12 protein-coding genes are annotated in these 14,652 nt (G+C 70.2%); 5 read left to right on the forward strand and 7 right to left on the reverse strand.

Translation table 11 applies throughout. The features are described 5' to 3' along the window. Nucleotides 1–48: 48 nt before the first annotated feature. From StrepF001_RS26570 to StrepF001_RS26585, 4 genes are all read right to left on the reverse strand, one after another. The gene (locus tag StrepF001_RS26570; RefSeq protein WP_129800754.1) at nucleotides 49–1,269 is read right to left on the reverse strand and encodes an MFS transporter; all 1,221 of its coding nucleotides are present in this window, start codon (nucleotides 1,267–1,269) and stop codon (nucleotides 49–51) included. Nucleotides 1,270–1,357: 88 nt separating this feature from the next. After that, a complete protein-coding gene (locus tag StrepF001_RS26575) occupies nucleotides 1,358–2,410 on the reverse strand; it encodes an endonuclease/exonuclease/phosphatase family protein (protein WP_129800755.1) in 1,053 nt (350 codons plus the stop codon). Between the two features lie 186 nt (nucleotides 2,411–2,596). Then, nucleotides 2,597–3,226 carry a TetR/AcrR family transcriptional regulator gene (locus StrepF001_RS26580; protein ID WP_129800756.1) on the reverse strand — a complete coding sequence of 210 codons (630 nt, stop codon included), beginning with the start codon at nucleotides 3,224–3,226 and terminating at the stop codon, nucleotides 2,597–2,599. Continuing rightward, complete coding sequence (locus tag StrepF001_RS26585) at nucleotides 3,223–4,851, reverse strand: MFS transporter (protein WP_129800757.1); 1,629 nt, start codon at nucleotides 4,849–4,851, stop codon at nucleotides 3,223–3,225. The genes StrepF001_RS26580 and StrepF001_RS26585 overlap by 4 nt, the downstream gene beginning before the upstream one ends. Before the next feature lie 169 nt (nucleotides 4,852–5,020). Between StrepF001_RS26585 and panB the strand changes: the two genes are divergently transcribed. From panB to StrepF001_RS26600, 3 genes are all read left to right on the forward strand, one after another. Next, nucleotides 5,021–5,896 (forward strand): 3-methyl-2-oxobutanoate hydroxymethyltransferase, encoded by an 876-nt coding sequence (gene panB, locus StrepF001_RS26590; RefSeq protein ID WP_129800758.1) that lies wholly within the window; start codon nucleotides 5,021–5,023, stop codon nucleotides 5,894–5,896. Nucleotides 5,897–6,104: 208 nt separating this feature from the next. Then, nucleotides 6,105–7,130, forward strand: coding sequence for an ATP-binding cassette domain-containing protein (locus tag StrepF001_RS26595; RefSeq protein WP_129800759.1), 1,026 nt, complete (start codon nucleotides 6,105–6,107; stop codon nucleotides 7,128–7,130). After that, nucleotides 7,127–7,936, forward strand: a complete 810-nt coding sequence (locus tag StrepF001_RS26600; protein ID WP_129800760.1) for an ABC transporter permease — start codon at nucleotides 7,127–7,129, stop codon at nucleotides 7,934–7,936. Before StrepF001_RS26595 ends, StrepF001_RS26600 begins: the two co-directional genes overlap by 4 nt. A 6-nt stretch (nucleotides 7,937–7,942) precedes the next feature. Here the strand turns inward: StrepF001_RS26600 and StrepF001_RS26605 are convergent, their stop codons facing one another. Further along, complete coding sequence (locus tag StrepF001_RS26605; RefSeq protein ID WP_129800761.1) at nucleotides 7,943–11,194, reverse strand: BTAD domain-containing putative transcriptional regulator; 3,252 nt, start codon at nucleotides 11,192–11,194, stop codon at nucleotides 7,943–7,945. 119 nt (nucleotides 11,195–11,313) lie between these two features. Between StrepF001_RS26605 and StrepF001_RS26610 the strand changes: the two genes are divergently transcribed. Both StrepF001_RS26610 and StrepF001_RS26615 read left to right on the forward strand, forming a co-directional pair. After that, nucleotides 11,314–12,744, forward strand: coding sequence for a recombinase family protein (locus tag StrepF001_RS26610; protein WP_129800762.1), 1,431 nt, complete (start codon nucleotides 11,314–11,316; stop codon nucleotides 12,742–12,744). A gap of 113 nt (nucleotides 12,745–12,857) precedes the next feature. Beyond that, nucleotides 12,858–13,655: a site-2 protease family protein gene (locus StrepF001_RS26615; protein WP_129800763.1), complete on the forward strand. Its 798-nt coding sequence runs from the start codon at nucleotides 12,858–12,860 to the stop codon at nucleotides 13,653–13,655. Here the strand turns inward: StrepF001_RS26615 and StrepF001_RS26620 are convergent. Then, nucleotides 13,645–13,833 (reverse strand): hypothetical protein, encoded by a 189-nt coding sequence (locus StrepF001_RS26620; RefSeq protein WP_129800764.1) that lies wholly within the window; start codon nucleotides 13,831–13,833, stop codon nucleotides 13,645–13,647. The two genes, StrepF001_RS26615 and StrepF001_RS26620, sit on opposite strands and share 11 nt — an antisense overlap. A 66-nt stretch (nucleotides 13,834–13,899) precedes the next feature. Next, nucleotides 13,900–14,616, reverse strand: a complete 717-nt coding sequence (gene npdG / locus StrepF001_RS26625; protein ID WP_129800765.1) for an NADPH-dependent F420 reductase — start codon at nucleotides 14,614–14,616, stop codon at nucleotides 13,900–13,902. Nucleotides 14,617–14,652: the final 36 nt, after the last annotated feature.

The raw sequence follows: 14,652 nt of genomic DNA on the forward strand, positions 1-14,652 counted from the left end.
GGAGGAGGGACGGGTAGGGGCGGCGGGGGCGAGAAACCCCGCCGCCGGTCAGGAGTGCAGCGCCTCCGACTGCTGCGGCACATGACCGGCGACCAGCCGTTCCCGACCCCCCTGCGGAGCGACCCTCCAACGATCCACGACGTACGCCGTCCCGGCCACGGCAAGGCCCAGCACCGCGAGAACCGCACCCGCCGTAGCCGGCGACGTCGCACCGAACCCCGCCGCCAGGGCAAGCCCACCGATCCACGCACCACCCGCGTTGGCCAGGTTGAACGCGGCCTGGTTGGCCGAGGACGCCAGCGACGGCGCCGCCGCAGCCTTCTCCATGACCATCAGCTGGAGCGGGGACCCGGTGACGAAGGCCGCCGTACCCAGCAGCGCCACGCCCAGCGCGGCACTCCACCGCGCCTCCATGAGCAGCGGGAAGAGGCCGAGCACCACCACGAGCGAGGCCAGGCCGCCGAACAGCGTGCCCCGCATGGCGTGGTCGGCGAGCCGTCCGCCCAGCAGGTTGCCGACCGTCGCGCCGACGCCGAACAGCGCCAGCAGCAGCGTCACGCTGGCCTCGGCGTACCCGGCGGAGTCGGTGAGCATCGGCGTGATGTAACTGTACGCGGCGAAGAGCGCGCCGAATCCGGCGACCGTCGTGCCGAGCGCCAGCCACACCGGCAGCGAGCGCAGTGCGGCCAGTTCGCCGCGCAGGCCGGTGGTGGAGGCGTGGGCGTGGTCGTGCGGGATCAGCAGGGCCAGCGAGGCTATCGCCGCCACGCCGATCGCACTGACGCCGAGGAAGGTCGCCCGCCAGCCCAGGTGCTGGCCCATGAGGGTGGCGGCCGGGACGCCCGCGATGTTGGCGACGGTGAGGCCGAGGAACATCAGCGAGACGGAGCGGGCCTTGCGTTCGGGCGCGACCATGGTGGTGGCGACGACGGCGCCCACGCCGAAGAAGGCGCCGTGCGGCAGACCGCTCAGGAAGCGGGCGGCCAGCAGCCAGTGGTGGTCGGGGGCGAAGGCCGAGAGGGCGTTGCCCACCACGAAGAGGACCATCAGGCCGATGAGCACGGTGCGACGGGACATGCGCGCGGTGACCGCGGCCAGCAGCGGGGCACCGATGACGACGCCCAGCGCGTACGCGGAGACCAGATGTCCTGCGCCGGGGATCGAGATGTGCAGGTCGTCCGCGACGTCGGGCAGCAGGCCCATCATCACGAATTCGGTCGTGCCGATGCCGAAGGCGCCGACGGCCAGAGCGAGCAGGGCCAGGGGCATGAAGGGGCCTTTGCCTTTCAGAGCGGGGTTCCGTCCATCATATGTTCAAGTACGGAACAAAGCCTGCCAGGCCCAGTATTCCAGCGGGTTAAGACCCGGTTGCCAGGTCCACACGCGCAGCCACCGGCAGGTGGTCGCTGCCCGTCTGCGGCAGCGTCCAGGACGTGACCGGCTCCACACCCTTGACCATGATCTGGTCGATGCGCGCCATCGGGAACGACGCCGGCCAGCTGAAGCCGAAGCCGCTGCCCGCCGCGCCCTGGGTGGAGCGCATCTGGGCCGTCACGGCGTTGAGGGCGCGGTCGTTCATGGTGCCGTTGAGGTCGCCGAGCAGGACGACCCGGGTCAGCTGCTCGTCGGCGATGGCCTCGCCGAGCGCGTCGGCGCTGGTGTCGCGCTGCCGGGCGGTGAACCCGGCCTCCAGCTTCACCCGGACCGAGGGCAGGTGGGCGACGTAGACGGCGAGCTGTCCGCCCGGTGCGGTCACCGTGGCGCGCATGGCCCGGATCCAGCCCAGCTTGATGTCGACCGGCCGGATGTCACTGAGCGGGTACTTGCTCCACAGCCCGACCGTGCCCTGCACCGAGTGGTACTTGTACGTCGACGCCAGCGCCGACTCGTACGTCGGCACCGCGGCCTCCGTCAGCTCCTCCAGCGCCACCACGTCCGCGCCGGACGCGGCCACGTCCCGGGCCGTGCCGGACGGGTCGGTGTTGTCGGCGTTGACGTTGTGCGTGGCGACGGTCAGGCCGCCGCCGGCCGCGGCCGCCTTGTCGGTGAGCAGTCCGCCGAAGACGTTCAGCCACACGATCGCCGGGAACAGCACGGCGATCAGCGCGGTGGCGGACCTGCGGACGAGGGCCAGCAGGAGCAGCAGCGGGACGAAGGCGCCGAGCCAGGGCAGGAACGTCTCGGTGAGGCTGCCGAGGTTGCCCACGCTGTTCGGGATGTGCGCGTGGACCAGCATGACCATGGCCAGCAGCACCGCGACGGCGGCCAGGACGACGCCGCGCCGCCAGATCCGGGGGTCGCCGCGCCAGCCGTGCGTCGCGCGGGCCGTCAGGCGCCGAAGGCGAGATGCCGGGCGCTCGGGACCCGAGCTGCCGTTGTCCGTCTCCGTCACATACGCCTGCTGCGCCATACCGTCGCCTCGCTACCTGCCGTGCACACCGTCGTCCCCCGTGCCCTACGACCCTAGGGGATGATCGGCTCCGTTCAACGCCGCCCCATGACGGCCGTACGGGCACTTAGGACGAACAAGTCGGCGCCGCGGGTTCCGGTTTCCGTCGATGCGCGGGTGCTCTGTGACGAAACGCGAACATTCGGGCTATGTGGTGGGTGAGCTGACGGGTCGTAGCCCTTCGAGCACCGTGTCGACGATCTGCTCCGCGAGACCTTCGGGCAGGTCGGCGTCCGGGCGCAGGAGGGAACGGGCCAGCATCGGGCCGACGATGATGTCGTGCATCACCTCGACGTCCACGTCGGTGCGGAGTTCGCCGTTCTCCTGGCCTCGACGCAGCGCCTCCAGGCCGAGTCTGCGGCGGGGCGCTATGACGGCGTTGTGGTAGGCGGCCCAGATGCGGGGGCTGCTCTTCATCTGCGCGTGGACATTGCGCAGGATCGCCGAGGAGCGGTCGGCCAGGCCGCGCCGGCGCAGGATTTCCAGCAGCACGACGAGGTCGTCCCGCAGTGAGGTACGCGGCAGTTCCGGGTCGGGGGGCTCGGCGGCGCGTACGACGTCGACGAAGAGTTCCTCCTTGCCGCTCCAGCGGCGGTAGATGGTGGCCTTGCCGACGCCGGCGGTGCGGGCGATGCGCTCGATGGAGAGTTCGGCGAGGGGGACGCCGTCCTCCAGGAGTTTCATCGTGCCCTCGATGATGGCGCGTTCCACGGTCTCGCTGCGGGGGCGTCCGCGGGCGGGGCCCTCTGGCCGGGGCCGGCTTGCGGCGAGGCTCACTGTCCGGTGTCCTTTCGTTGGCGTGGGAAATTCTCCAGCGTGTACGCCGGTTCCGCCTCGGCGGCGCGACCGTCCGCCTCCGGTTCCTTGACCCGGCCCGGCAGGAACAGCGCCACCACCACCGCCCCTACCAGGGCGACGCCCGCCCCGCCCAGCGCGGTGACGTGCATGGAGTGCAGGAAGGCGTCGTTGGCAGGGGTCACCAGGGCCCGCCCCTCGGGGCCGAGCCGTGCCGCGGCGGCGAGGGTGGCCTCGATGGACTCGCCGGCGGTGTGGCGTGCGGCGGTGGGGAGTTGGGCCAGCTCGTCCTCGATCCGGGTGCGGTAGGCGGTGGACAGGACCGAGCCCAGGACCGCGATGCCGAGGGCGCCGCCGACCTGACGGAAGGTGTTGCTGAGGGCGGAGGCGGAACCGGCCTTCTCGCGGGGCAGGGCCTGCATGATGACGACGCTGACCGGCGTCATGATGTGCGCCATACCCGTGCCCATGAGGAAGAAGACGACCTCCAGGATCCAGATGGGGGTGTCCGCGTCCAGCGTGGCGAACGCGGCCAGCATCGCGGCGATGAGCAGCATGCCGCCGGTGGTGGTGGCCCGGTGGCCGAAGCGGTCGACGACCAGCCGGGCCCGCGGCGCGAAGATCATCTGGGCGGCGGCCAGCGGCAGCATCAGCAGACCGGTCTCCAGCGGCGAGTAGCCGCGCACGCTCTGGGTGTAGAAGACGGCGAAGAAGGTCACGCCCATCAGCGCGAAGAAGACCAGCGCGATGACGGAGATCGCGGCCGAGAACACCTTGCTCTTGAAGTAGGTGACGTCGATGGACGGGTGGTCGCTGCGCTTCTCGAAGACGACGAAGGCGGCGAGGACGGCGAGCCCGGCGCTGATGGTCGCCAGTACCGCCGGGTCCGTGAAGTCGGCGAGCTGGCCGCCCCTGATGATGCCGTAGACGAGCAGGACGAGCCCGGCGACGGACAGCAGCACGCCGACGAGGTCGATCCGGCCGGGATTCGGATCGCGGGAGTCGGGCACCAGCCACAGCATCAGACCGATCGCGAGGATCACGATCGGCACGTTGACGAGGAACACCGAACCCCACCAGAAGTGGTCCAGCAGCACACCACCGGTGATCGGGCCGATGGCGATGGCGAGGCCGACGCCGCCGGCCCAGATGCCGATGGCCTTGGGCTGCTCGTCGCGCTCGAAGACGTTCATGAGGACAGCGAGCGTGGCCGGCATCACGAAGGCGGCACCGAGGCCCATCACCGCGCGGAAGGCGATGAGTTCGGCCGGTGAGCCGGACGAGGCGGCGAGGGCGGAGCCGACGCCGAACACGACGAGCCCGCCGAGCAGGACCTTCTTGCGGCCGAGCCGGTCGCCGAGCAGTCCGGCGCTGAACAGCAGGCCCGCGAAGACGAGGGTGTAGGCGTTGATCGCCCACTCCAGCTCGCTCTGGGTGGCGCCCAGGCCGGTCGGGGCGGGCGTGGAGATCGTCTTGACGGCGACGTTCAGGATCGAGTTGTCCAGCACCACGATCAGCAGGCTCAGCATGAGGACACCGAGTATGAGCCAGCGGCGGCGGTGCACCGCTTCCGGTGTGCGGGGGCCGGGGACAGCCGGTGTAGTCATGCTGTCGAGCCTAGGCAATTTACGATACGAGACGGTGCCGTATTGTAAATTTTTACCCGTCTCTTACAGGGCGGGGGTCCCCCTAGCCGTCGATGGCACGAGGTGCCACCATGGGAGTGGTCCGGGGACGCCGTCAGGGCGCCTCGAGATGACGTAAGGAGCCGTTGCAATGACGCAGCTTTCGGCTGCCCAGACTGCACAGCAGAAACCCTCCGACGGCAGCAAGGCGCTGTACGGGGGCAAGGGCACCCGCCGTATCACGGTTCGTGACATCGCCGCCGCCAAGGAGCGCGGCGAGAAGTGGCCCATGCTCACCGCCTACGACGCGATGACCGCGTCCGTCTTCGACGAGGCCGGCATCCCGGTCATGCTCGTCGGCGACTCGGCGGGCAACTGCCACCTGGGGTACGACACCACCGTGCCCGTCACCCTCGACGAGATGACCATGCTGTCCGCCGCGGTCGTACGGGGTACGAAGCGTGCCCTGATCGTCGGCGACCTGCCGTTCGGCTCGTACCAGGAGGGCCCGGTGCAGGCGCTGCGCTCGGCGACCCGGCTGGTGAAGGAGGCCGGCGTGCAGGCCGTGAAGCTGGAGGGCGGCGAGCGGTCCCACGAGCAGATTCGGCTGCTGGTCGAGTCCGGTATTCCGGTCATGGCCCACATCGGCCTGACCCCGCAGTCCGTCAACGCCATGGGCTACCGCGTCCAGGGTCGCGGTGAGGAGGCGGCGGCGCAGCTGCTGCGGGACGCCAAGGCCGTGCAGGACGCGGGGGCGTTCGCGGTGGTGCTGGAGCTGGTGCCGGCCGAGTTGGCGGCGGAGGTGACGCGCACGCTGCACATCCCGACGGTCGGCATCGGCGCCGGGCCGGAGACGGACGCGCAGGTGCTGGTGTGGACCGACATGCTCGGGCTGACCGGAGGGCGGGTGCCGAAGTTCGTGAAGCAGTACGCCGATCTGCGTGAGGTCATGGGGAACGCGGCGAAGGCGTTTGCGGAGGATGTTGTCGGCGGGGCGTTCCCGTTGGAGGAGCACTCCGTCCACTAGCCATTTGCCGCACCACCTGGACAGCCCGCCGATCTTCCCCCGTCGGCGGGCTGTCCCCTCTTTGCGCCTGAACCGGCGCCGCTCTCGCGGACGTGGTTGCTCGCCGTCGTGGTGCCTCAGTTGATGGTTGCGGCCGTCTTCGGGGAGTTGTCGGTGCTGTCGGCAGTCTGTCGGTCGTTTGTCGGTGGCGTCTGAAAGCGTCGTCCCCATGACACGAATCGACAAGAACCCCGGCGGCAGCGAAGTGGCCGTCACCGTGCGGGGGCTGGTCAAGCACTACGGCGAGACCAAGGCGCTGGACGGCGTCGACCTGGATGTGCGTGAGGGCACCGTGATGGGTGTGCTCGGGCCGAACGGGGCCGGGAAGACCACCCTCGTACGGATTCTGTCCACTCTGCTGGCCCCGGACGCCGGGCAGGCGACCGTGGCCGGCTACGACGTCGTACGGCAGCCCCGGCAGCTGCGCCGGGTGATCGGGCTGACCGGGCAGTACGCCTCCGTGGACGAGAAGCTGCCGGGCTGGGAGAACCTGTACATGATCGGGCGGCTGCTCGATCTGCCCCGCAAGGACGCACGGGCCCGGGCCGACGAGCTGCTGGAGCGGTTCTCGCTCACCGAGGCCGCGAAGCGGCCGGCGGCCACCTACTCCGGCGGTATGCGCAGGCGGCTCGACCTGGCCGCCTCGATGATCGGGCGACCGCAGGTGCTGTTCCTCGACGAGCCCACCACCGGGCTGGACCCGCGGACCCGCAACGAGGTGTGGGACGAGGTCAAGCGCATGGTCGGGGACGGCGTCACCGTGCTGCTGACCACCCAGTACATGGAGGAGGCCGAGCAGTTGGCCTCCGAGCTGACCGTCGTCGACCGGGGCAAGGTCATCGCCAATGGCGGGATCGAGGAGCTGAAGGCCAAGGTCGGCGGGCGGACACTGCGGGTCCGGCCGGCCGATCCGGTGCAGTTGCGGCCGCTCGCCCGCTCCATCGACGAGCTGGGCATCACCGGTCTGGCCACGACCACCGTGGACACCGAGGGCGGCGCCGTGCTGGTGCCGATCCTGAGCGACGAGCAGCTGACCGCCGTGGTCGGCGCCGTCACCGCGCGCGGCATCACGCTCGCTTCCATCAGCACCGAACTGCCCAGCCTGGACGAGGTGTTCCTCTCCCTCACCGGCCACCGCGCCAGTGCCCCGCAGGACGCCGTGCCCGCCGACGACCGTCAGGAGGTCGCCGTATGACCGCCGCAACCGTCACCACACAGGACGCCCGGATCACGCTGCGCGGGCATGTGCGGCACACCGGCGCCCTGATCCGCCGCAACCTGCTGTGGATCCGGCAGGACCCCGAGTCGATGTTCGACGCGCTGCTGATGCCGGTCGTCTTCACCCTGCTGTTCGTGTACGTCTTCGGCGGCTCGATCGGGCAGGCCCTGGGCGGCGGGCAGGACGGGTACGTGCAGTACGTGATCCCCGGCATGATCGCGATGATGAGCATGACGCTGTCCCAGGGCGTCGGCACCGGCTTCAGCCAGGACTTCAACTCCGGTGTCATGGACCGTTTCCGGTCCCTGCCGATCGGGCGCGGCTCGGTGCTCTTCGCGAAGATCTCGGTCGAGCTGGTCCGGATGCTGTTCGCGACGACCGTGCTGATGATCGTCGCCGTCCTGGTCGGCTTCGACATCGCCAACTGGCCCGGTGTGTTCGCGGCCGTGGCCCTGTCCACGGCGTTCGCCTCGTCGATCATGTGGGTGTTCCTCACCCTGGGCGTGATCCTCAAGAACGCGCAGTCCGTGCAGGCGATGGGCTTCCTGGTGCTGTTCCCGCTGCAGTTCGGCTCGTCGATCTTCGCTCCGACGGCGTCGATGCCGGGCTGGCTGCAGACGTTCACCGACTACAACCCGCTGTCCACGCTCGCTGACGCGGCGCGCGGGCTGATGGTGGGCGGACCGGTCGCGCACGACCTGTGGGTGACCCTCGGCTGGTCGGTGGCGATCACGGCGGTGATGGCGCCGGTCGCGATCCACAAGTTCCGCACCAAGAACTGACGCGCCTCACACCAGGGCGGCGGCCTCCTTCGCGGTGAGGCTGCCGCCCTCGGCGTACGCCGCCGCGAACTCGTCGGCGGAGAGCGCACCGCGTACGGCCGCCAGGGCACGGTCGCGTGTCCGGCGCTCCAGGGAGGGGTGCCGATGCCCGGGCGGCACCAGCGCGTCGGCGGCCCCCAGGCAGCGGGCGGCGTCGCCGGCGTCGCGTCCGCCGTTGCTCCCGGCCATCGCCAGGGCGGCGGTGGTCAGGAAGGCCGACCTCATCTGCGGGGCCATGGCCAGGGACAGCGGGTCGTCGGCCCGCTCCAGCGCACGGCGGATCTTCTCCCGGGCCTCCTCGCTGTGGCCTTCGACGGCGTCCAGCCAGGCCTCCTGGCCGAGGATGAAGGCGTCGAAGACGAAGAAGTGCGCGACGGTGAAGTCCTCGCGCAGCAGCCGGAGGTGTTCGCGTGCCTCGGCAATCCGGCCGGTGATGCTGAGCCACCCGGAGAGGATGATCCGGCTGAACGGCATCGCCTCGGTGTGCGCGTCCCCCACGCCGTCGAGCACCTCCCGCAGAAGGCGCTCGCCCCGCTCGGCCTCACCGGCCTCCAGCAGCGCGCTGCCCAGCCGGGCGGAGAGGACCGCGTGCTGGGCGCGGGCGCCGAGCCGCGTGGCGTGCTCCATCGCCGCCTCGTAGTCGGCGGCGGCCTTGAGGTACTCCCCCTTGCGTTCGTGGGCGTCGGCGCGCGCGGAGAGCGCCTCGGCGCTGCCCCAGGTGTCACCGAGACGTTCGTAGATCTCCAGCGACTCGTCGGCGTCCCGGCCGGCCTCGCCCACCCGGTCGTGGCGGTGGGCGAGAAGGTTGGCGCGCAACTGCAGGCTGGCGGCGAGTTCCCAGTCGGATCCCGGGGTCCGGCGGCAGGTGTCGACGGCGGCGTCGAGGATCGTGCCCAGACGGTCGACGCCGCCGGTCAGCATCACGGCGTAGGTCCACATCATGCCGGGGCTGCGGCAGACCTGTGGGAGGCCGGGTTCGTAGACCTCGGTGATGACCTGCAGCTTCCGCTGGGCCTCGGGGGTCTGCCAGGAGTCCAGCTCGGTGTCCATGCAGGCGAGATGGCCCAGATGGACGCCGCGTCGGGCCTCGGCGAGGACCTCGCCGGCCATGGGGGGCGGCTCGGCGGTGCACCGCTGCCACACCGGGGCGGCGCGGCGGACCGGGTCGGTGAAGGGGTCGGGGCCGAGGTCCATGACCGCGCGGCACCAGTTGCGGCCCTCGATGCGCAGATCGCGCATCTGCCAGTACCAGGCCAGCGACAGCACCAGGCACAGCCCTTCCTGCTCGTCGCGTTCGGCGACGGCGTGGCGCAGGGCGGTGCGCAGGTTCTCGTACTCGCGCTGGAGCCGTTCGACGGCAGCCAGTTGGCCGGGGCCGCGCAGCAACGGGTCGGTGGTGCGGGCGAGTTCGCGGTAGTACGTCAGGTGCGCGCGTTCGGTGTCGCGGCGTCGGCCGGCCTCGTCGAGCCGTTCGCCGGCGTACTCGGCGACGGTCTCCAGGAGCCGGTAGCGCATCTCGCCGTCGCCGGAGGGAGCGGCCACGACGAGCGACTTGTCGACGAGGGAGCCGAGCGCGTCCAGGGCGGCGGGCCCGCAGACGGCCTCGGCGGCGGCGAGGTCGCAGCCGCCGGCGAACACCGACAGGCGGCTCAGGACGTCCCGTTCGTCCTCGTCGAGCAGGTCCCAGGACCAGTCGACGACGGCCCGCAGGGTCTGCTGGCGGGGCAGCACGGTCCGGCTGCCGGAGGTAAGGAGGCGGAAGCGGTCGTCGAGCCGGTCGGCGATCTGGCGGGGCGTGAGCATCCGCAGCCGGGCGGCGGCGAGTTCGATGGCGAGCGGCAGGCCGTCGAGGCGGCGGCAGATCTCCGCGCACGCCTCGGGATCGTCGTCGACCCGGAAACCGGGCCGGGCGGCCGCCCCGCGGTCGGCGAGCAGCCGCAGCGCGTACGGCTCCGGCAGCGGCTCCACCGGCCGCAGCACCTCCCCCGGTACGCCGAGGGGTTCGCGGCTGGTGGCCAGCACCGTCAGCGCCGCGCAGCGTTCCAGCAGCTGCTCGACGAGCCGGGCGGCGGCGTCGACGACGTGCTCGCAGTTGTCGAGGACGATCAGCATGCGACGGCGGGCGCAGTGCTCGACGAGGCGTTCGACGGGGTCGTCGTGGCGGTCGCCGCCGACGGCCCGGAGCTCCTCTGCGCCGGCGCCGTGCAGCACGGTCTCCCGGGCGCCGATCGCGGTGAGCACGGCCTCGGGCACGGCGGCGGGGTCGTCGACCGGCGCGAGCTCGGCGAGCCAGACGCCGTCGCGGGCCGCGTCCCGCACGGTCTCGGCGGCCTCCTGCGACAGCCGTGTCTTCCCGGCGCCGCCGGGCCCGAGCAGCGTGACGAGGCGGGCGGTGGCGAGGTCGCCGCGAATGGCCTCGATGTCGTCGTCGCGGCCGACGAAGGAGGTTAGGCGGGCGCGCAGGTTGCCGAGAGGCCGGCTCGGGGCCTGCGGAACGTCCTCTGGGCTCAGCAACTCCCCGTGCAATGCCCGCAGTTCGGCCCCGGGATCGGCCCCGAGCCGGTCCGCGAGCAGTTGTCGTACGTCTTCATAGGCGGCCAGCGCTTCAGCGGCCCGCCCGGCGTCGCGCAGAGCGCGCAGGCGCAGGGCCTGAAGGGGCTCGTCCAGGGGATGACTGTCGCACAGGGCGGTCAGCTCGGGCAGGGACTGTTCGGCGTGGCCCAGGGCTAGGCCAGCGGTGTGGCGGGCGCGGAGGGCGTCCAGGCGCCGGGTCTCGCAGCGGGCCGCCTCGGCGGTGCGGTCGGGGAGGTCGGCGAGGGCGGGGCCGCTCCACAGGGTGAGGGCGTCATCGAGGACGACGGCCGCCTTCGCGTGGTCGCCGTCGGCGAGGGCACGCATGCCGTCGCCGACGAGCCGCTCGAACCGGTGCAAATCGATGTCGTCGGCGGGGGCGACGAGCCGGTACCCGCCCTCCACGGACTCGACGGCATCCGTCCCGAGCGCCCTGCGCAGCCGCCCCACCAGCGCCTGCACCGCGCCCGTCGCATCGACGGGCGGATCCCTGTCCCACACCTCGTCGACCAGGAGACTGACAGGCACGGTACGGCCGGGCCGCAGGGCCAGCACGGTCAACAGGGCACGCAACCGCGCCCCGCCGACCGGAACGGGGGTGCCGTCGGTGCGGAGTGCCTGAGTGGTACCGAGGATGCGATAACGCACGGGACCATTCTCGCTTGTCCTCCAGCCGTGGGGGCCTTCCCCCTGACACCCTCAGACTCCAATGGCTTAACTCAGCTAACTCTCAGTGGCTTGGATACATATGCGCTAGCCTTCGAGTCATGGGAAGACCCCCGAGGGCACTCGTCACCGTCCGCCTGACCGTTCAGACCGAGTCGACGACCAGCCCTGAACGTCAGGTCGAAGAGTGCAAGTCCTTTTGCGAGCTGCGCGGTTGGGAGGTCGTCGGCATCGCCAGAGACCTCTCTGTCTCCGCCACCGCAGTCCCGCCATGGAAGCGTCCGGAGCTATCCCGGTGGCTCGACGACCGTGCCCCCGAATTCGATGTCATCGTCTTCTGGCGACTCGATCGGTTCGTTCGCCGGGTCAGTGACCTGCACCAGATGATCGAGTGGGCCGAGCGTCATGGAGACAAGGGACTTGCCTCCGCCACCGAGCCATTCGATCTCACAAGTCCGACCGGAAAGGCGACGGCTGCCCTGATCGCCGCCTTCGCCCAGATGGAAGCTCAGGCCGCCGCCGAGCGGGTCGCCTCATCGCGTGCGCACTTGCTCACGTCCGCACGATGGGGCGGCAGTTCACCGCCCTTCGGGTATCGCACTTACTCGAAGGACGGCGCCCGCTATCTGGAGATCAACCCGGGAACGGCAGTCATCGTCCGGGAAGCCGCTCAACGCGTCATCGACGGTGAGTCGATCAATGCCATCTGCCGAGATTTCGAAGAACGGGGGGTTCCTTCCCCTGCGGACACGTACCAACGGAACAAGTCCGGCAAGGATTTCGTCTGGTATCCCCGAACGTTGAAGGGAATCCTCACCTCCCCCACCCTCCTGGGTTGGAAGACGCGCAGCGAGGATGTTCCCGGCAAGAAGTACAAGAGGCGTGTCCTGGTCCACGATCAGGACGGCCGACCCATCCGCGTGGCCGAAGGGGTACTGAGCCAGGACGTATTCGACCGTCTTCAGGACGCGCTGGCCGATTCCGCAACCCCGATCAGCCGACGTTCCGCAAACCCCAGGACGCCGCTTCTCCATGTGATCAAGTGCGGAGGGTGCGGCAAGAACCTGCAGCTTCACACGACGAAGAAGCGACGCAAAGACGGGACGTACAGGGTTACCGAGAAGATTCGCTGCCTCTCAAGGGTTGGGTCCCCGCCATGCCCCGGCTACGTGTTCTCGCCCGACCAGGACATCGTCGCTCCCGTCCTGCACATGCTGGTCAGAGCAGTCGGAGATGCGCCTGTCACCCGCCGCGTGTACGTCCAACTAGCCGAGGGCAGGGACGATTCGAGGAATCTGGGACACCGCGCCACCGAGGATCACTGGCAGTTCGTGCCGCTCGGCACAACGTTCGGGGAGCGGTGGCAGAACATGGGAATCACCGAGATCGGCAAGGATCTGGTCCAGGCCGGTATCACGATCAGATGCCACCCTCGCGAAAGCGGTGGCCATGTTCTGGAGATCCCCGACGACTTCCAGGAGCGGCTTGCCAAGTTCCTGGGGCGGTCGGACCCGGCAGTGGTTGGGGGATGATCCCGGCGGACTTCTCACTTCTGGGAGACTCACAGCCTCTCTGAACGTTGTCTCCACATGCACCATCACGGTCGTCGTTCCTCAGCTCGGCCACCCACCCAGGAGCCCGGTTCATGACCATCACCTCTCGTACGAGCCAACAGCGGATCAGCCCTGTCTTCATCGGGATCGCTGCCGTCACGGCAGTCACCGGCTGGGCGACATGGACAGGCTTCGCATCATCTCCAGGGCTTGCCGTCTTTCTCTTCGTCACCTCGGCCTGGGTGGTCTCTCTATGTCTGCACGAGTACGCACACGCCCGCACCGCCCTGCACAGTGGCGACATCACTGTCGGGGCGAAGGGCTACCTGAGCCTGAATCCTCTCGCTTATACGCACGCCCTGCTCAGCATCGTGCTACCCGTACTCTTCGTGATCATGGGCGGGATCGGGCTCCCCGGCGGTGCCGTCTTCATCGAGCGGGGCCGGATCCGGGGGCGGTGGCGGCACAGTCTGATCTCGGCGGCGGGTCCCCTGACGAACGTGCTGTTCGCGGCCGTGTGCACGGCACCGTTCTGGCTGGACGCGCTGGACGGCGTGCCGCGGGACTTCCAGTACGCGCTGGCGTTCCTCGCGCTGCTCCAGGTGACGGCCGCCATCCTGAACTTCCTGCCGGTGCCGGGCCTGGACGGCTACGGCGTCATCGAGCCCTGGCTGTCGTACAACATCCGCCGCCAGGTGGAGCCGCTCGCGCCCTTCGGGCTGCTGCTGGTGTTCGCGCTGCTGTGGATCCCGGCACTGAACGGCGCGTTCTTCGACCTGGTCGACGCCGTGCTGCGGGGCCTCGGGATCGACGATGTCGACACGTACTGCGGCTACGAGCTGTACCGCTTCTGGCTCGGCACCAACGAGTACTGCTCGGTCAGCCCGTGACCGACGAGTTGCGCCGAGTGCTCCGGCCGCGCTTCAGGTAGTACCAGGTCATGTTCGACGACAGTCCCGCGAGCAGCACCCACACGACGCCCAGCCAGCTGCCCTGCACGAAGGAGATGACGGCCGCGACGACGGCGAGGACGCAGACGGCAAGGGCGTAGAGGGCGAGGCGGGGCATGGCGTTCGGCTCCTGTCGGGGGACACTGCTGGGCAGAGTGGCTGACCACCAGTGTCCCCCATCGCCTCATACGTCCGTGACGCGCAGTCCCGCGTGCGCTTTGTAGCGGCGGTTGACGGAGATCAGGTTGGCGACCAGCGACTCCACCTGGTGGGCGCCTCGCAACCGGCCGGCGAAGATGCCCCGCATACCGGGGATGCGACCGGCCAGCGCCTGCACGATCTCGACGTCGGCCCGCTCCTCGCCGAGGACCATGACGTCGGTGTCGATCTCCTCGATCTCCGGGTCCTGGAGCAGCACGGCGGACAGATGGTGGAAGGCGGCGGTGACCCGCGCGTCCGGCAGCAGCGCGGCGGCCTGCTCGGCGGCGCTGCCCTCCTCCGGCTTCAGCGCGTAGGCGCCCTTCTTGTCGAAGCCGAGCGGGTTGACGCAGTCGACGACCAGCTTGCCGGCCAGCACCTCGCGCAGGGATTCGATGGTCTTGCCGTGGCCCTCCCACGGCACGGCGACGATCACGATGTCGCTGCGCCGCGCGCACTCGGCGTTGTCGGCGCCCTCGACGCCGTACCCCAGCTCCTCGGCGGCGGCCTGTGCGCGCTCCGTCGCCCGGGAACCGATGATCACCTTCTGGCCGGCCCGAGCGAGCCGGTAGGCGAGGCCCTTGCCCTGCGGCCCGGTCCCGCCGAGCACGCCGACCACCAGCCCGGAGACGTCGGGCAGGTCCCAGGGGTCCTTGGCGGGGGCCTTCGCCGGCTTCTGTGCAGCACTGTCGGTAGAGGTCATGGGCCGACTTTACGTCCGCCCCCGCGGCCCCACAGG

The sequence above is a fragment of the Streptomyces sp. F001 genome, from assembly GCF_004187715.1.
GTDB lineage: Bacteria > Actinomycetota > Actinomycetes > Streptomycetales > Streptomycetaceae > Streptomyces > Streptomyces flavusporus.